The sequence below is a fragment of the Thioalkalivibrio thiocyanodenitrificans ARhD 1 genome, assembly GCF_000378965.1.
Lineage (GTDB): Bacteria > Pseudomonadota > Gammaproteobacteria > Ectothiorhodospirales > Ectothiorhodospiraceae > Thioalkalivibrio_A > Thioalkalivibrio_A thiocyanodenitrificans.
Genome location: NZ_KB900536.1, coordinates 2078758 through 2094869, shown reverse-complemented (window position 1 = coordinate 2094869; position 16112 = coordinate 2078758). Strand labels below are relative to the sequence as shown.

Below are 16112 nucleotides of genomic sequence, written 5' to 3'. Positions count from 1 at the left end.
TCCGACCGTCGCACCAATCCCGAAACGGCACAGAGCAGGGACTCAGCCCAGCTCCAGAATCGCGTCCATCTCCACCGCCGCCCCCTTGGGCAGGCTGGCGACTCCGATGGCGGCGCGGGCCGGGTAGGGCTCGCTGAAGTATTCGGCCATCACCTGGTTCACCAGCGCGAAGTGGGTCAGGTCGGTCAGAAAGATATTGAGCTTGGCCACATCCGCGAGACTGCCGCCGGCGGCCTCCGCCACCGCCTTCAGGTTGTCGAACACGCGGCGGATCTGCGCTTCCATGGAATCCGTCACCAGTTCCATGGTGGCGGGGTCGAGCGGAATCTGACCCGAGAGGTAAACGGTGTTGCCTGCCTTGACGGCCAGGGAGTAGGTACCAATGGCCTGGGGGGCCTTGTCGGTACGGATGATCTCGCGGGGCATTCTTGGCTCCTTGTGTTTCTCTTGAATGGTGAATGGACAGGATTAACAGGATCAAGAAGCGATTTGACCGCCGCAACCCGGGTCAAAGCCCGACCTGCGCCTTACGCCTCACACCTCTCCCCTCACGCGCACCTTCAGCCGCGCGCACGCTGGATCTTCATGACCTCCGGCAGGCGCCGCATGCGGCGCATCATGTTGGCCAGATGGCGGCGGTCCTTGGTCGACAGGGTGAAGGTGATGGTGGTGGTGGCCCCGTCGCGTTCATCGAAGGAGACGTTCTCGATGTTGGATCCCATGTCGGCGATCACCGTGGCCAGGCTCGCCAGCACGCCGCGCTGGTTGGCGGTCTGCACGCGGATGGCGGCCTGGTACTCCACGCCCGGCTCGGGCGACCATTCCACCGGAATCCATTTGTCCGGCTTGTCGCGGAACTCGGCCACGTTGCGGCAGGTTTCGCGGTGGACCACCAGGCCGCGGCCGGTACTGATGACGCCGACGATGGGGTCGCCGGGGATCGGGTAACAGCATCGGGCGAAGGACAGCACCATCCCTTCGGTACCCTTCACGGCCAGGGGTCGGTCCGGAGCGGTCTGCATGACGGCGCCGGAGTCATCCTCGGCGCCGCACAGGCGCCGGGCCACCAGGCCCGCCATACGGTTGCCCAGGCCGATGTCCATCAGCAACGCGTCGAGACTCGGCTGCTTCAGCTCCGTGATCAGTGACTCCAGGCGATCCGGCGCCACACGCTCCAGGGACGACCCGTAGGCGACGAGCGCCTTGTCCAGCAGGCGGCGGCCCAGGCTGACGGCCTCATCGTCACGCAGGTTCTTGAGGTAATGACGGATGCTGCTGCGTGCCTTGCCGGTCACCACGAAGGACAACCATGCCGGGTTGGGCCGCGCCCCCGGCGCCGTGATGATCTCCACGGTCTGGCCGCTGAACAGGTGGCTGGAAAGCGGAGCCAGACGCCGGTCGATCTTCACCGCCACGCAGGTGTTGCCCACATCCGAATGCACCGCGTAGGCGAAGTCCACGGCGGTGGAACCCTTGGGCAGTTCCATGATCTCGCCACGGGGCGTGAAGATGTAGACCTCCTCGGGGAAGAGGTCCACCTTGACGTTCTCCAGGAATTCGATGGAGTTGCCGGCGCTCTGCTGGATCTCCAGTACGCCCTTGAGCCACTCCCGCGCGCGCGCCTGTGCGGTGGCGGAGTGACTGTCGCCGGCCTTGTAGAGCCAGTGGGCAGCGATGCCGCTCTCGGCGACGCGGTCCATTTCCTCGGTGCGGACCTGAATTTCGATGGGGATCCCGTGGGGTCCGAACAGTACTGTATGCAGGGACTGATAGCCGTTGGCCTTGGGGATGGCGATGTAGTCCTTGAAGCGCCCGGGCACAGGCTTGTAGAGGTTGTGCACCACGCCAAGCGCCCGGTAGCAGGTATCCACGTCGGAGACCACGATGCGCACCGCGAACACGTCGAACACCTCGGTGAACGACAGGCGTTTCTGTTTCATCTTGCGGTAGATGCTGTAGAGGTTCTTCTCGCGCCCTACGATGCGCGCCTCGATGCCGGCCTCCTCCATGCGCCCGCAGATGGCGGTCTCGATCTTCTGCATCACCTCCTTGCGGTTGCCCCGGGCGCGATTGACCGAGTCCTGAAGCACCTTGAACCGGTTCGGGTACATGGCGCCGAAGCCCAGCTGCTCCAGCTCGCGACGGATGGCATTCATGCCCAGACGCTGGGCGATGGGGGCGTAGATCTCCAGTGTCTCGCGGGCGATGCGCCGGCGCTTGTCCGGACGCATGACGCCCAGCGTGCGCATGTTGTGCAACCGGTCGGCCAGCTTCACCAGGATCACGCGCAGATCCTTGGTGATGGCCAGCATCATCTTGCGGAAGTTCTCGGCCTGGGCCTCGGCCTTGGAACGGAACTTCAGGTGGGTGAGCTTGGAGACGCCGTCCACCAGTTCGGCCACGTCTTCACCGAACTCGGTGATGATGCGCTCCTTGCTGATATGGGTATCCTCCATGACGTCATGGAGGATGGCGGCGATGATGGACTTGTGGTCCATCCGCATCTCGGCCATGGTCTTCGCCACGGCCAGGGGATGGTAGATGTAGGGTTCGCCGGAGAGGCGGGTCTGCCCGTCATGGGCCTCGGCGCCGAACAGGTAGGCCTTGTAGACCTCGCTGACCTGTTCGGGCTCGAGATAGCTATCCAGGTAGGCGCACAGGTCGCTCGCCAGGAATCGCGTGTTCTCCTTGGACGCGACACCTGTGGTGGAGGGCGGGGATGTGACGGTTTCCACCATAGGCTGGCTGCGCGCATGCCTTCAGAGCTCCGCGCGCACCTCGTCCTCGGAGATCTCGGAAGCCGCCGCATGCTCCTCCGCCACCACCTCATCCAATACCCGGGGCCCGACGAGACCTTCGGCGACCTCGCGCAGCGCGATCACGGTGGGCTTGTCGTTCTCGCTGTCCACGTGGGGCTCGTGGCCCATGGAGAGCTGGCGGGCGCGTTTGGCGGCGACCAACACCAGTTGAAAGCGGTTATCCACGTGTTCCAGGCAATCTTCTACGGTGATACGGGCCATGAAATCCTCTGCTCCGAAAAAATTCGCTCGAACTCAGTATTTTAGGCTTTCCCAGTCCCGGAAGCCAGCAGATCCGCCAACAAGGCCCGCTGACGCTCCAGCTGGGGGCGCAGTGTGAGGCGGTTGGCCCGGAAGATCGACTGCAGGTCGCCCAGGGCGGTGTCGAAATCGTCGTTGACCACCAGGTAGTCGTATTCCACGTGGTGCTCGATCTCTTTGACCGCCTCGCCGAGACGGCGTTCGATCACCTGGTCACTGTCCTGTCCGCGCGTACGCAACCGGGATTCAAGTGCCGCCCGGGATGGCGGCACGATGAAGATGGACTGGCAGCCGGGCATGAGCTTGCGCACCTGCCGGGCGCCCTGCCAGTCGATCTCCAGGATCACGTCCAGCCCGCCGTCCAGCTGTTCCTGCACCGCCGCGCGGGAGGTGCCGTAGTGGTTGTCGAAGACCCGGGCATGTTCCAGGAAAGCCCCGTCCTCGATCATGGCGAGGAAGGTCTCCGCATCGGTGAAGTGGTAATGGATCCCGTCCTGCTCGCCCGGGCGCCGCGCCCGGGTCGTGTGGGACACCGATACGGTCAGGTTCTCCCGGGTTTCCAGCAGCCTTGCGACAAGGCTTGTCTTGCCGGCCCCCGAGGGGGCGGAGATGATGTAGAGGGTTCCCTTGGACAATGCTCCCGCTCCGAATTCGATTGTGGAGCAACGAGCATACCGGCAAACGCCGGCGGCGACGAGGGCCGCGACGGGGTGCTGCCGCCGCCTTACGTGGTCAGGGTGGCAAACAGTACCGGCAGCTTCTCGGGAAGCCGCTGCACGTGGTCGATGACCGTGTAGTTGTTGGCCCCGAAGATGCGTTTCACGTAGTTGTCGGCGTTGGGGTCCAGGGTCAGGCAGTAGGTCATCACGCCGCGGGTGTAGAGCTCCTCCACCGCCTTCCGGGTGTCGTGGCGCAGGTGCTGCGGGTCACGCTCGTCGATGTCCGCCGGTTCGCCGTCGGTGACCACCAGCAGCAGTTTCCTGCGCTCCGGCTGCCTGAGGAGATGCTGCCCCGCATGACGCATGGCGGCGCCCATCCGGGTGGACAGACTGCCCTGCATGCCGGCGAGCCGTGATTTCACCTCGTCATCCCACTTCTGCTTGAAGTCCTTGAAGCGGTAGTACTGCACATCGTGGCGGCCGTCCGAGGCAAACCCGTGGATGGCGAAGGGATCGCCGATGCCGTGGATGGCCGTGGCCACCAGCGCGCAGGCCTCCCGGGTCAGCTCCAGCACAGTCTTCTCGGAACCCTCCACCTGCTCGTTGGTGGACTCGGAAAGATCCAGCAGGATCATCACGGCCAGATCACGGTTCTTGATGACATTGCGCATGGTGAAGCGCGGATCCGGCTGGTGTCCCATGCGGATGGAGACCATGGCATCGATGGCGGCGTTGATGTCGATCTCGTCTCCGTCCTCCATGCGCCGCTCGCGGATCACCCCCTCCGGCTGGAGCATGTCGATGATCTGGCGGATGCGCCAGGTGACCGGCTTGTGCTCCAGCAGGATCCGGTCCAACAGCTCGGGATCGCCCTTGGGCTGGCGGCGTTCGTACAGGGTGACCCAGTCGGGGCGGTGCAGCTGCACCTGGTAATCCCACTCCTGGTAGTGGTAGGGCTCGGAGACCGGTTCCTTGCCCCACATCTCGTTGAAACTCACGCCCTCGTCCTCGTAGGGAAAGAACTCGGTGGCGCACGTCCAGATCTCCTGGGCATCATCCCCGGCCAGTTCGCAGTCCACCTCGTTGGCCATCTCGATGGCGCTTACGTACTTGCGCACCTGCCGCTGGCTGGCGGGAAGATACTCCGCGCCCTCGGCCCAGGAGAGTTCATCGAATTCCCAGACAAAGCGGTTGTCGTCCCGGTAGGGAATGCGCATGGATTCGAGAATCCGGAGCGAGGGCACGTCCCGGCGGGCGGAGAAGATGTTGAACAGCTCAAGGCCCATGTGCCAGGAGAACTGTTCGCTGGACTTGTTCGCCTCGATGTTGGCGTGAAACTTTTCCGCCAGCACGTCCACCTCGGCGTCGCCGGTGCGCGACCCGGCGTCGAGCAGTGCCAGGGCGGCCTTCTCCAGCACCTCCACGGTGGGATGCTCCAGCCGGCCTTCGTATTCACGGTCGAGCAGTGAGCGCCACAGCTTCTTCAGGCCCGGGAAATTCTGCGCCGCGTTGTACTCGATGCGCGCGTCCTCCACCAGCCCGATGAAGAACATCTGCGCCGGCGAGAGTTCCTGTCCCGAGATCGCCCGCTGCGTGTAGGCGACATGCGCTGCCATGTGGGCCGCCGTGGCGCGGTAGACCTCCAGGCCCTTGATGTCACCGATGTCGTCCACGGCGTCCGGCATGTGCAGGATGTGGGCCTGAATGAAGGGCCTGAACCCGGCATGCTCGGCGTCGGCCGGGCGAAGGAAGAAATCCCTGCCCCAGAGGGCGCGCAGGTAGAAGTTGAGCTTGCGCTGGGTATCCACGAACAGCGTCCCGCGTCGTTCCTTCTTGAGCACGGCGAGGCTGTCCTGGGTTTCCAGGTTGAAATAGGCGACCAGGTTGTTGAGGTCGCGCCGGTAGGCCTCGGCGCCGAAGTTCGCCCAGCGCCTCAGCCCCCCGAGCGTCAGCCGGGTGAGCAACTGGTCCACGTGCTTGAGCATGGGACGCAGCCCCCGGGGCGCCTTGGCGGAGAGCTGGTGGATGAGTTGCAGGTAGGCACGCAGCATCTCCGCGTCGCCCAGGCGGCGGGCCGCCGTGGGCAGGCTGGAAATCAGCAGGGAGATCACCTCCCCCGAGGTCATGGAGGACAGCTTCATGGCCGAGGTGACGCAGTCGGGAATGATGTCCTCGCCCACCTCCTTGACCACCATGGGCATCTCCTCGAGAAAGGAGACCACCAGATCGTGGCCGCGCCCCAGGTTGCACAGGGCCTTCGCGCCGTCCAGGTACTGCTGCAGGCCCGCCGGCGACATCACCCGGGCCGCATCCTGGAAGGTGCTTTCCAGGGTGCCCTGCACCTCCGGCCCGGCCTGCTTCATGCAATCGCGGTAATCGTCAAGATTGATGGTCATGGCTGCTCGTGGTTGGGCGTTGACAGATTGCCACAGAGGACACAGAGGTCACTGAGACTGCTAAGAAGATCGGGGCCTCGATAAAACGTGACGTCGGCGGACGGCATGAGGTGATCTTGTGGCTCTGTGTCCTCTGTGTCCTCTGTGGCTAATTGAATCCTTCACGCGGGCCTACAACTTGGTTGTTCCCTCAGCCAAAGAATGTGGAAACGGCCGCGTCCAGGGTGTCGCGCATGTCCGGGTCGTCGGTGAGCGGGCGCACCAGGGTCATGCTGCAGGCGGCCAGCGGGTCGACGCCCTTGTTGATCAGGGTGGCGGCGTAGACCAGCAGGCGCGTGGAGATCCCCTCATCCAGACCGTGACCCTTGAGGTTGCGCGCGCGGTGGGCGATCTGCACCAGCTTGCCGGCGGTCTCGGCATCCACGCCGGTCTCCTGTGCCACCACTTCGGTCTCGATCCCGGCCTCCGGATAATCGAAGTCCATGGCGGCGAAACGCTGCTTGGTGGACTGCTTGAGGTCCTTCATCAGGCTCTGATAGCCCGGGTTGTAGGAGATCACCAGCTGGAAGTCCTCGTGCGCCTCGATCAGTTCGCCCTTCTTGTCCAGGGGCAGGGTGCGGCGGTGATCCGTCAGGGGGTGAATCACCACGGTGGTGTCCTGACGGGCCTCCACCACCTCGTCCAGGTAGCAGATGGCGCCGATGCGTGCCGCGGTGGTGAGCGGGCCGTCCTGCCAGACGGTGCCGTCCTTGTCGAGCAGGAATCGGCCGATCAGGTCGGAGGCGGTCATGTCCTCGTTGCAGGCCACGGTGATCAGCGGGCGGCCCAGCTTGTAGGCCATGTATTCGACAAAACGCGACTTGCCGCAGCCGGTGGGGCCCTTGAGCATGACCGGCATGCGCGCCGAGTAAGCGGCCTGGTACAGGTCCACCTCGTTGCCGACGGCACGGTAGTAGGGCTCTTTCCTGATCTTGTATTGTTCGGTCTTCGCGCTCATGAGTCCATTACCTCGAAAACGGGAATGAGGGGTTGCAAGTCATCACTCCTCAGGCAGCGCCGCGCCGGCGGCGTGGCCTGGGGACTGACGACTCCGGAAAATGAAAAGCCCCTGTCCGGACTGACCGGCCAGGGGCTTTGCGTGCAGGTACTGGCCCTGGCCGGTGCTTAAACGGGATTGCCGCGGTAGATCACCATCGACGCACCCTGGGACTGGGCGAAGTTGTCATAGCCGATCAGGCGCACGTGGTTGTTCGGATGCGCCTTGTGGCAGGCATCGGCTTCGCCGAGGATGCGGTCCACGTCGGTCTCGCCGAACATGGGCAGCTTCCACATGTACCAGTAATGATCGAAGGCATTCTCCGGTTCGGTGTGCTCGATCGCCGGGTTCCAGCCCTTGCTGACGATGTACTCCACCTGCTTGCGGATCTGGTCCTTGTTCATCTCCGGAAGGTAGGAGAAGGTCTCGAACTTGCGGCTGCTCGCGTCCGTCAGGCTCGACTTGTAATCCTGCATTTCACTCATTGTCAGTTACCTCGAAAAAAGTCTGGGTGAGGGGCAAGGCGTCAGGGGAAAGGAGCGGGTCTGCACCTCACTCCTGACCCCTGTCTCCTCACGCCGCGGTTACTTGTGCTTGACGTCCAGCTTGTCGACCGTGTCGAACTCGAACTTGATCTCCTTCCACGTTTCCATGGCGGCCTTGAGTTCGGGGCTGTGCTTGGCAGCGGCGGTAAGGACCTCCTTGCCTTCCTTCTCCACGGCGCGGCCCTCGTTGCGGGCCTCGACGCAGGCCTCCAGGGCCACGCGGTTGGCCGCGGCGCCGGCCGCGTTGCCCCAGGGATGGCCCAGGGTGCCGCCGCCGAACTGCAGCACGGAGTCGTCGCCGAAGATCGTGACCAGCGCGGGCATGTGCCACACGTGGATACCGCCGGAGGCCACCGGGAACACGCCCGGCATGGAGCCCCAGTCCTGATCGAAGAAGATGCCGCGGGAGCGGTCTTCCTTGATGAAGGAATCACGCATGATGTCGATCCAGCCCAGGGTGGCCTCGCGGTCGCCCTCAAGCTTGCCCACCACGGTGCCGGAGTGCAGGTGGTCACCGCCGGACAGGCGCAGGGCCTTGGCCAGCACGCGGAAGTGGATGCCGTGCTTGGGATGGCGGTCGAGCACGGCGTGCATGGCACGGTGGATGTGCAGCAGCAGGCCGTTGTCACGGCACCAGTTGGCCAGACCCGTGTTGGCCGTGAAGCCGCCGGTCAGGTAGTCGTGCATGATGATGGGCGCACCCAGGGACTTGGCGTGCTCGGCACGCTTGTACATCTCTTCCGGGGTGGGTGCGGTCACGTTCAGGTAGTGGCCCTTGCGCTCGCCGGTCTCCGCCTCGGCCTTGTGGATGGCCTCCATGACGAAGTCGAAACGCTGGCGCCAGCGCATGAACGGCTGGGAGTTGATGTTCTCGTCGTCCTTGGTGAAGTCCAGGCCGCCGCGCAGGCACTCGTACACGGCGCGGCCGTAGTTCTTGGCGGACAGGCCCAGCTTGGGCTTGATGGTGCAGCCCAGCAGCGGCCGGCCGTACTTGTTCATGATGTCGCGCTCGACCTGGATGCCGTTCGGCGGACCGCCGCAGGTCTTCACGTAGGCGATGGGGAAGCGCACGTCTTCGAGGCGAAGGTGACGCACGGCCTTGAAGCCGAACACGTTGCCCACCAGGGAGGTGAACACGTTCACCACGGAGCCTTCCTCGAACAGGTCGATGGGGTAGGCGATGAAGGCGTAGTAGGACTCGTCGTCACCGGGCACGTCCTCGATGGCGTAGGCGCGGCCCTTGTAGTAGTCCAGGTCGGTCAGCAGGTCGGTCCACACCGTGGTCCAGGTGCCGGTGGAGGACTCGGCGGCTACGGCGGCGGCGGCCTCCTCGCGGGGCACGCCCGGCTGCGGGGTGATCTTGAAGCAGGCCAGAATGTCGGTATCGGCCGGGGTGTACTCCGGCATCCAGTAGGTTTCGCGGTACTCCTTGACGCCCGCGCTGTAGGATTTGACAGCCATGTTGTGACTCCTGATTGAGGGGACAGTGAGGTCGAGTGATCCAGTCATGTGTCCGACGGCGCGGCCCGCGCGACGGCCGGACAGCCCGGTTGCGACTCTGGGGGCACATCCTAGTGGATGCGGCTTCATAATTAACAATCAGTTATAATGATTGTTACGATAAGCGATCATTTATGGGTTCGTCCGGGCCGGCGAGCCCGCAGCCCACGAGGCCTTTCGGGCCGGGGAGGACGGTCATGATGAACTTCACCTTCAGGCAACTCAAGGCCTTTGAGGCCGTGGCCCGGCATCTCAGTTTCACCCGGGCCTCGGAGGAGTTGCACCTGACCCAGCCGGCGGTCTCCATGCAGATCAAGCAGCTGGAGGAGCACGTGGGATTGCCCCTGTTCGAGCAGGTGGGCAAGCGCATCTTTCTCACCGACGCCGGCCGGGAGATGCACCACTACGCCTGCGCCATCGCCACCCAGCTCTCGGAGGCGGAGATGGTCATGGACGAGATGAGGGGCCTGAAGCGCGGCCGGCTGACCATCGCCGTGGCCAGTACCGCCAACTATTTCGTGCCCCGGATGATCGCCGCTTTCTGCCAGCGCCACAGCGGGGTGTCCGTGACGCTGGAGGTCACCAACCGGGAGGCGCTGCTGAGCATGCTCACGGCCAACACCATGGATCTGGCCATCATGGGCCAGCCCCCCAGCAAGGGTCTGGTGGCACATCCGTTCATGGAGAATCCCCTGGTGATGATCGCCCCGCCGGAGCATCCCCTGGTGGCCGAGAAGGCGATCCCCCTGGAACGGCTGCGCAGTGAACCCTTCATCGTGCGCGAACAGGGCTCCGGCACCCGGGCCGCCACGGAGCGATTCTTCGAGCAGCACGGCGAACAGCTCACGGCCGGCCAGGAGATGCACAGCAGCGAAGCCATCAAGCAGGCGGTGGAGGCCGGTCTCGGACTGGGGGTGCTCTCCCTGCACACGCTGGAGATGGAACTGGCGCTCGGGCGGCTGGCGGTGCTGGATGTAGCGGGTTTCCCAATCCGGCGCCAGTGGTACGTGGTTTATCCCCAGGGCAAGCGGTTCTCGCAGGTGGGCCAGGCCTTCCTGGATTTCACACTCCAGGAGGCGCAGGGCATCCTCAGGATGCCTACGCTGGAAGCGGCCTGACGGGTGGCGCCGCGATGGTGCCCGCCAGATTATGGTTTTTCTGGTTGCCGGTCGCCTCTATTGGCGGCCGACGAGGCGGCTCCGGGCCGGGGACCCTTTACGCGGGCGGGTCTGGCGCACGTGGCCCGGATTCCATACGGCCGAAACAAAAAAAGCCTGACCGGCCAACAGCCGGTCAGGCTTGCATCAGACGTACATGGGATCTGGTCGGAGTGAAAGGATTCGAACCTTCGACCCCTGCCTCCCGAAGGCAGTGCTCTACCAGGCTGAGCTACACTCCGAAGAATTGCGCAAGATACAAGATCCGGGCGGCAGGATACAAGAGAAATGAGAGCGCCGGGCCCCGGTCGGTGGCGGCCCTGGTGCAGGATCCGGGCTAGAAGCCGCGGTCGACCGAGAACCGCGCCAGCGCCTCCAGGGCCGCCCGTTCCGGCGTTTCGGGCAGCACCGAGAGGCATGCCTCGGCCCGGGAGGCCTCGGAGGCGGCCACGGAGCGCGTGTACTCCAGGGAGCCGGTGGCATGAATGATCGCGAGCACCCGTTCCGCGTAGTTCCGGCCCCCCTTTTCGATGGCCTCGCGCACCAGTCCCGCCTGGTCCGGGTCGCCCACCCGCATGGCGTGGATCAGGGGGAGGGTGGGTTTGCCCTCGGCCAGGTCATCGCCCATGTTCTTGCCCATCTCCTGGGAGGAGGCGCCGTAGTCGAGCACGTCATCGATGAGCTGGAAGGCGGTGCCCAGGTGCATGCCGTAATCGGCCATGGTGCGTTCCACCGGGTCCGGCTGTCCGCCCAGCACCGAGCCGATGCGCGCGGCCGCCTCGAACAGCTTCGCGGTCTTGGAGCGGATCACCTCCATGTAGCGGTCCTCGGTGGTGTCCGCGTCGTGGCAGTTGAGCAGCTGCAGCACCTCGCCCTCGGCGATGGTGTTGGTGGTGCGGGCGAGGATCTCCATGATCCGCATGGAGCCGATCTCCACCATCATCTCGAAGGCGCGGGAGTAGAGGAAATCGCCGACCAGGACACTGGCCTCGTTGCCGAACAGGGCGTTGGCGGTCTCGCGGCCCCGGCGCAGTTCGGAGGCGTCCACCACGTCATCGTGCAGCAGCGTGGCGGTATGGATGAACTCGATGATGGCCGCCAGGTCCACGTGGCGGAGGTCCGTGCTGCCGCAGGCCCGGGCCGAGAGCAGCACCAGCAGCGGGCGCAGCCGTTTGCCGCCGCTGTTGATGATGTACCCGCCGAGCTGGTTGATGAGCACCACGGAGGACTGCAAACGCTCCCGGATGCGGTCATTGACCGCATTCATGTCATCGGCGACGAGCTCGCGTATCTGGTCGAGATCCATGGGGCGGCACGGGGGCGGCTGGGAACTGCGCATGCTAGTGCACCGTGTCATGCTTGTCGAGCCGGGGGCAGTGCCCCGGATGCGCCGCCGCGGGGCACGCCCTCGTGGCAGCGGCGACCTGCCTGACGCTGCAGTGAGAGGCGGCGTTCCGGACGCCGGGGTGCCCGGCTCCGCGGGGTTTGACCTGTGCCCGGGCGCCCGGTATCATTCCGCTCCTTTGGATTGGCCAGACCCTTTTCGGGAGACACATCAAGATGTACGCGGTCATTGCAACCGGTGGCAAACAGTATCGGGTCGCCCAGGGCGACGTGCTTCGCATCGAGAAGCTCGAGGCGGAAGCGGGCGCCACCGTGGAATTCGACGACGTCCTGCTGGTCGGCAGCGGCGACGACGTGAAGGTGGGCACCCCCCGGGTCGAGGGCGGCAAGGTGACCGCCACGGTCAAGACCCATGGCCGCGGCGAGAAGATCAGCATCATCAAGTTCCGCCGCCGCAAGCACCACCGCAAGCAGATGGGACACCGTCAGGATTACACCGAGGTGGAGATCACCGGTATCTCCGCCTGAAGTCGACGAGGTAACAGGAAATGGCACACAAAAAGGCAGGCGGCAGCACCCGTAACGGCCGCGACTCGGAATCCAAACGACTGGGCGTGAAGCGCTTCGGCGGTCAGAGCGTGCTGGCCGGCAACATCCTGGTGCGTCAGCGCGGCACGCGCTTCCACCCCGGCCCCAACGTGGGCTGCGGCAAGGACCATACCCTGTTTGCCACGACCGACGGTACCGTGGTCTTCGAGACCAAGGGTCCCAAGAACAGGAAATACGTGAGTGTGGTGCAGGCCTGAGGTCAGGCAGCCCTTAAGGAACTCACGTGAAGCCCCGACCTGTCGGGGCTTTTTCATTGCACAGAGACAAGAGACAAGTAACCCCCCCTCTTGTATCTTGGCTCCTGTACCTTGTCTCTAGCGCCTTCCTATGAAATTCGTCGACGAAGCAACCATCAGGGTCAAGGCCGGTGACGGCGGCAACGGCTGCGTGAGCTTCCGTCGCGAGAAATACATTCCCTTCGGTGGCCCGGACGGGGGCGACGGCGGCGACGGGGGCAGCGTGTACCTGGTGGCCACCCACGACCTGAATACCCTGGCCGACTTCCGCTTCCAGCGCCACTACGAGGCCATGCGCGGGGAGAACGGCTCGGGGCGCAACATGACCGGACGCTCCGGCGAGGACCTCGAGGTCCCGGTGCCCGTGGGCACCCTGGCCTACGACGCGGAGACCGATGAACTCATCGGCGATCTGGTGGAGGACGGCCAGCGGCTGCTGGTGGCCCAGGGTGGTTTCCACGGGCTTGGCAACACCCGCTACAAGAGTTCCACCAACCGCGCGCCGCGCCAGTCCAAGCCGGGCACGCCGGGGGAACTCCGCCAGTTACGCCTGGAACTGAAGCTGCTGGCGGACGTGGGCCTGCTGGGCCTGCCCAACGCGGGCAAGTCCACCCTGATCACCCGGGTCTCCGGTGCCCGCCCCAAGATCGCCGACTACCCCTTCACCACTCTGCACCCGGGGCTGGGGGTGGTTCGCGTGGGCCCGCTGCAGAGCTTCGTCATGGCGGACATCCCCGGCCTCATCGAAGGCGCGGCGGAAGGGGCCGGGCTCGGTATACGGTTCCTCAAGCACCTGGCCCGCACCCGGCTTCTGTTGCACCTGGTGGACGTGGCTCCCGCCGATCCTGCGGAGGATCCGGCCCGGGCGGCGGAAACCATCGCAGGCGAACTGGAGCGCTTCAGCCCTGAGCTGGCGCAGCGCCCCCGCTGGCTGGTGCTCAACAAGATGGACCTGATTGCGCCGCAGGAGCGGGAATCCTTCGCCCGGGAACTGGTCGCGCGCCTCGGCTGGGAGGGTCCGGTCTTCTCCATCTCGGCGGCCACCGGCGAAGGCTGCCCGGCCCTGACGCAGGCTATCATGCAGTATCTGGAATCCCATGAAACAGACACGGACACAACTGGGTAAGGCCCGCCGGTGGGTCATCAAGATCGGCAGCGCGCTGCTCACCAACGAGGGGCGCGGCCTGGATCATGATTCGCTTGCGGCCTGGGCGGAACAGATCGCGCGCCTGCGCGGCACCGGACGCGAGGTGGTGCTGGTCTCCTCCGGCGCCGTGGCCGAAGGCATGCGCCGCCTGGGCTGGACTGTCCGCCCCCATGCCCTGCATGAACTGCAGGCTGCCGCGGCCGTGGGACAGATGGGGCTGGTGCAGGCCTACGAGAGCATATTTCAGCGGCATGGACTTCGGGCCGCGCAGGTACTGCTCACCCACGACGACCTCTCCGACCGCCGCCGCTACCTCAACGCCCGCAGCACTCTGCGCACCCTGCTCGGCCTGGGCGTGATCCCGGTGGTCAACGAAAACGACACCGTGGCCACCGACGAGATCCGGTTCGGTGACAACGACACCCTGGCGGCGCTGGTGGGCAATCTCACCGAGGCCCAGGTGCTGGTGATTCTCACCGACCAGCAGGGCCTGTTCGACCGGGATCCCCGGACCCATCAGGACGCGACGCTGATCTCCGAAGGCATGGCCGCAGACCCGGAGCTGCTCAAGCTGGCCGCCCCCGGTTTCGGGCATCTGGGCCGGGGCGGCATGACCACCAAGCTTCAGGCGGCGGCCCGCGCCGCGCGGTCCGGCACCTACACCCTGATCGCCTCCGGGCGGGAGCCCCGGGTGCTGGAACGCATTGCCGACGGCGAACCGCTGGGCACCCTTCTGTGCCCGGACCGCGAGCCCATCGCCGCCCGCAAGCAGTGGATTGCCGGGCAGATGGTGTCCAAGGGGGAACTGCTGCTGGACGCGGGGGCCGCCCGCGTGGTGCGCGAATCCGGGCGCAGCCTCCTGCCGGTGGGTGTGACCCATGTGAAGGGCACCTTTACGCGGGGTGACGTGGTGACCTGTCTGGACCCCGACGGCCGCCCCGTGGCCCGGGGGCTGGTCAACTACAGCGCCGAAGAGTCCCGGCGCATCATGCGCCACCGGGCCGACGAGATCGAGGGAATCCTTGGGTATGTGGATGAACCCGAACTGATACACCGGGACAATCTGGTCCTGCTCTAAGGCAGTGGCAAGTCTCAAGTCTCAAGTGGCGAGGACTTCCTTTCCGGCCCTCCCCCGCAAGCGGGGGAGGGCCGGAAAGTAGGGTGTTTTCCCTTGCCACTCGCTACTGCCCTTTTCTGCAGGCAACAAAAAAGCCCGGCTTGACCGGGCTTTTTTGTTGCCTGCAGAAAAGGGCTTAAAGCGCCTTGACGCGCGCATTCAGCCGGCTCTTGTGGCGGGCGGCCTTGTTAGGGTGGATCAGGCCCTTGGTGGCGGTGCCGTCGATCACGGGGACGGCGTCCTTCAGGGCGGCCTGGGCGGCCTCCTTGTCGCCGGTCTGCACGGCCTTGAGCACCTTCTTCACGGAGGTGCGGAAACGGGAGCGCAGCGCCACGTTGTGCTGGCGGTTCTTCTCTGCCTGGCGGGCGCGCTTGCGGGCGGATGCAATGTTTGCCAAGGTAATGCTCCTGAAAAATCCTGGATGCAACGAACGCTAAAGGGCGAGGATCTTGCCTGATCGGCACGTTCCTGTCAATGCCGGTATGGGCCTGCCGGCGCCGACGGACCGCCCGCTTAACGCCTCGGGGAAGGAACCCTGCAATCCCCCCCCGGGTCTGAGAATTTAGGTGGCCATACAATAGCAGAACAAACCCACACGATGTCCATGAGGATTCCCTCGACCCGGACGTCTGAAAACCGCCCAGGAGATTCGCCATGAACATATCCCGAGTATCCCGCTGCACGCAGGCTCGCCACCGCGCGCCCTGGCTGGCATTGACGGCTTTCATCGCACTGGCGCTGGCCATGGGATTCTCCATGCCCCAGGCTCGCGCGGACGCCGAGGCGAAGGTGGTCTATCACGCGGACTATGCCGATCCACGCCGATTCAGCGCCATGCTCACCAGCATCAACAACATGGTGACCCATTACCAGAACAACTTCATCGACTATGACGTGCGCATCGTGTTCGTCTCGCACGGCATCCGTTTCATCACCGACAACCCCCTGGAAGGCACTCCGTTTGCCGAAGACGAGGCTCTGGCCGAGGAACGCGACAACCTGCGCGGGCGGCTGGTGAGCCTGGTGAACATGCACGGCGTAAGACTGGAGCTGTGCGACATCACCCGGGCCGCGATCCAGCTGGCTAATGAGGAGCTCTACGACGCCGTGGACCTGGTCCCCTCCGGCGTGGTGCGCATTGCGCAGCTTCAGAACGAGGAAGGCTTTGCGTATCTGAAAATCGAATGAGCGCAAGGCGATAGGGGAGAGGGGATAGGCGCGAACCCCTCACCCCTCACCCCTTACCCCTCACCCTTCAAAGAGGTGGCCACCGGCACGTAAAAGCCAGTAAAGTCAGGGTCTTCCTT

Annotated in this window: 16 protein-coding genes and 1 tRNA gene; 6 read left to right on the top strand and 11 right to left on the bottom strand. The window is 64.9% G+C overall.

What is annotated here, in order from left to right:
• Window positions 1-42: 42 nt before the first annotated feature.
• The 8 genes from THITHI_RS0109930 to THITHI_RS0109895 all read right to left on the bottom strand — a co-directional run bounded on the left by THITHI_RS0109930 (window position 43) and on the right by THITHI_RS0109895 (window position 9156).
• On the bottom strand, window positions 43-426 hold the full coding sequence (locus THITHI_RS0109930; protein WP_018232939.1) for a RidA family protein: 384 nt from the start codon (window positions 424-426) through the stop codon (window positions 43-45).
• A gap of 134 nt (window positions 427-560) precedes the next feature.
• Window positions 561-2738: a bifunctional GTP diphosphokinase/guanosine-3',5'-bis pyrophosphate 3'-pyrophosphohydrolase gene (spoT, locus tag THITHI_RS0109925; protein ID WP_018232938.1), complete on the bottom strand. Its 2178-nt coding sequence runs from the start codon at window positions 2736-2738 to the stop codon at window positions 561-563.
• A gap of 21 nt (window positions 2739-2759) precedes the next feature.
• Entirely contained in the window at window positions 2760-3020 is a 261-nt protein-coding gene (gene rpoZ, locus THITHI_RS0109920) for a DNA-directed RNA polymerase subunit omega (protein ID WP_018232937.1), read from the bottom strand.
• Between the two features lie 41 nt (window positions 3021-3061).
• Window positions 3062-3694 carry a guanylate kinase gene (gene gmk, locus THITHI_RS0109915; RefSeq protein ID WP_018232936.1) on the bottom strand — a complete coding sequence of 211 codons (633 nt, stop codon included), beginning with the start codon at window positions 3692-3694 and terminating at the stop codon, window positions 3062-3064.
• Window positions 3695-3783: 89 nt separating this feature from the next.
• On the bottom strand, window positions 3784-6114 hold the full coding sequence (locus tag THITHI_RS0109910; protein ID WP_018232935.1) for a nitric oxide reductase activation protein NorD: 2331 nt from the start codon (window positions 6112-6114) through the stop codon (window positions 3784-3786).
• A gap of 190 nt (window positions 6115-6304) precedes the next feature.
• Window positions 6305-7111, bottom strand: coding sequence for a CbbQ/NirQ/NorQ/GpvN family protein (locus THITHI_RS0109905; RefSeq protein WP_018232934.1), 807 nt, complete (start codon window positions 7109-7111; stop codon window positions 6305-6307).
• 167 nt (window positions 7112-7278) lie between these two features.
• Entirely contained in the window at window positions 7279-7635 is a 357-nt protein-coding gene (locus tag THITHI_RS0109900; RefSeq protein ID WP_026186237.1) for a ribulose bisphosphate carboxylase small subunit, read from the bottom strand.
• A gap of 99 nt (window positions 7636-7734) precedes the next feature.
• Window positions 7735-9156: a form I ribulose bisphosphate carboxylase large subunit gene (locus THITHI_RS0109895; protein ID WP_018232932.1), complete on the bottom strand. Its 1422-nt coding sequence runs from the start codon at window positions 9154-9156 to the stop codon at window positions 7735-7737.
• A 236-nt stretch (window positions 9157-9392) separates the two neighbouring features.
• Here THITHI_RS0109895 and THITHI_RS0109890 point away from each other — a divergent pair, with 236 nt between their 5' ends.
• The gene (locus tag THITHI_RS0109890; protein ID WP_018232931.1) at window positions 9393-10313 is read left to right on the top strand and encodes a LysR family transcriptional regulator; all 921 of its coding nucleotides are present in this window, start codon (window positions 9393-9395) and stop codon (window positions 10311-10313) included.
• 204 nt (window positions 10314-10517) lie between these two features.
• Here the strand turns inward: THITHI_RS0109890 and THITHI_RS0109885 are convergent.
• Both THITHI_RS0109885 and ispB read right to left on the bottom strand, forming a co-directional pair.
• Window positions 10518-10594 (bottom strand) — tRNA-Pro (locus THITHI_RS0109885).
• Window positions 10595-10689: 95 nt separating this feature from the next.
• Window positions 10690-11658 (bottom strand): octaprenyl diphosphate synthase, encoded by a 969-nt coding sequence (ispB, locus tag THITHI_RS0109880; RefSeq protein ID WP_018232930.1) that lies wholly within the window; start codon window positions 11656-11658, stop codon window positions 10690-10692.
• Between the two features lie 254 nt (window positions 11659-11912).
• Between ispB and rplU the strand changes: the two genes are divergently transcribed.
• The 4 genes from rplU (at window position 11913) to proB (ending at window position 14766) form a co-directional block, all read left to right on the top strand.
• Window positions 11913-12224, top strand: coding sequence for a 50S ribosomal protein L21 (gene rplU, locus THITHI_RS0109875; RefSeq protein WP_018232929.1), 312 nt, complete (start codon window positions 11913-11915; stop codon window positions 12222-12224).
• Window positions 12225-12244: 20 nt separating this feature from the next.
• The gene (gene rpmA / locus THITHI_RS0109870; RefSeq protein WP_018232928.1) at window positions 12245-12502 is read left to right on the top strand and encodes a 50S ribosomal protein L27; all 258 of its coding nucleotides are present in this window, start codon (window positions 12245-12247) and stop codon (window positions 12500-12502) included.
• Window positions 12503-12632: 130 nt separating this feature from the next.
• Entirely contained in the window at window positions 12633-13667 is a 1035-nt protein-coding gene (gene cgtA / locus THITHI_RS0109865) for an Obg family GTPase CgtA (protein ID WP_018232927.1), read from the top strand.
• Entirely contained in the window at window positions 13639-14766 is a 1128-nt protein-coding gene (gene proB / locus THITHI_RS0109860; protein ID WP_018232926.1) for a glutamate 5-kinase, read from the top strand. Before cgtA ends, proB begins: the two co-directional genes overlap by 29 nt.
• Window positions 14767-14941: 175 nt before the next feature.
• On the opposite strand, the gene rpsT is transcribed toward proB, so the two are convergent.
• Window positions 14942-15202 carry a 30S ribosomal protein S20 gene (gene rpsT, locus THITHI_RS0109855; protein ID WP_018232925.1) on the bottom strand — a complete coding sequence of 87 codons (261 nt, stop codon included), beginning with the start codon at window positions 15200-15202 and terminating at the stop codon, window positions 14942-14944.
• Between the two features lie 257 nt (window positions 15203-15459).
• Here rpsT and THITHI_RS0109850 point away from each other — a divergent pair, with 257 nt between their 5' ends.
• Complete coding sequence (locus tag THITHI_RS0109850) at window positions 15460-15993, top strand: DsrE family protein (RefSeq protein WP_018232924.1); 534 nt, start codon at window positions 15460-15462, stop codon at window positions 15991-15993.
• Window positions 15994-16112: the final 119 nt, after the last annotated feature.

Coding starts and splice junctions, on each gene's coding strand:
- THITHI_RS0109930 (WP_018232939.1), bottom strand. CDS start 426: ATGCCCCGCGAGATCATCCGTACCGACAAGGCCCCCCAGGCCATTGGT.
- spoT (WP_018232938.1), bottom strand. CDS start 2,738: ATGGTGGAAACCGTCACATCCCCGCCCTCCACCACAGGTGTCGCGTCC.
- rpoZ (WP_018232937.1), bottom strand. CDS start 3,020: ATGGCCCGTATCACCGTAGAAGATTGCCTGGAACACGTGGATAACCGC.
- THITHI_RS0109910 (WP_018232935.1), bottom strand. CDS start 6,114: ATGACCATCAATCTTGACGATTACCGCGATTGCATGAAGCAGGCCGGG.
- THITHI_RS0109905 (WP_018232934.1), bottom strand. CDS start 7,111: ATGAGCGCGAAGACCGAACAATACAAGATCAGGAAAGAGCCCTACTAC.
- THITHI_RS0109900 (WP_026186237.1), bottom strand. CDS start 7,635: ATGAGTGAAATGCAGGATTACAAGTCGAGCCTGACGGACGCGAGCAGC.
- THITHI_RS0109895 (WP_018232932.1), bottom strand. CDS start 9,156: ATGGCTGTCAAATCCTACAGCGCGGGCGTCAAGGAGTACCGCGAAACC.
- THITHI_RS0109890 (WP_018232931.1), top strand. CDS start 9,393: ATGATGAACTTCACCTTCAGGCAACTCAAGGCCTTTGAGGCCGTGGCC.
- ispB (WP_018232930.1), bottom strand. CDS start 11,658: ATGGATCTCGACCAGATACGCGAGCTCGTCGCCGATGACATGAATGCG.
- rplU (WP_018232929.1), top strand. CDS start 11,913: ATGTACGCGGTCATTGCAACCGGTGGCAAACAGTATCGGGTCGCCCAG.
- rpmA (WP_018232928.1), top strand. CDS start 12,245: ATGGCACACAAAAAGGCAGGCGGCAGCACCCGTAACGGCCGCGACTCG.
- cgtA (WP_018232927.1), top strand. CDS start 12,633: ATGAAATTCGTCGACGAAGCAACCATCAGGGTCAAGGCCGGTGACGGC.
- proB (WP_018232926.1), top strand. CDS start 13,639: ATGAAACAGACACGGACACAACTGGGTAAGGCCCGCCGGTGGGTCATC.
- THITHI_RS0109850 (WP_018232924.1), top strand. CDS start 15,460: ATGAACATATCCCGAGTATCCCGCTGCACGCAGGCTCGCCACCGCGCG.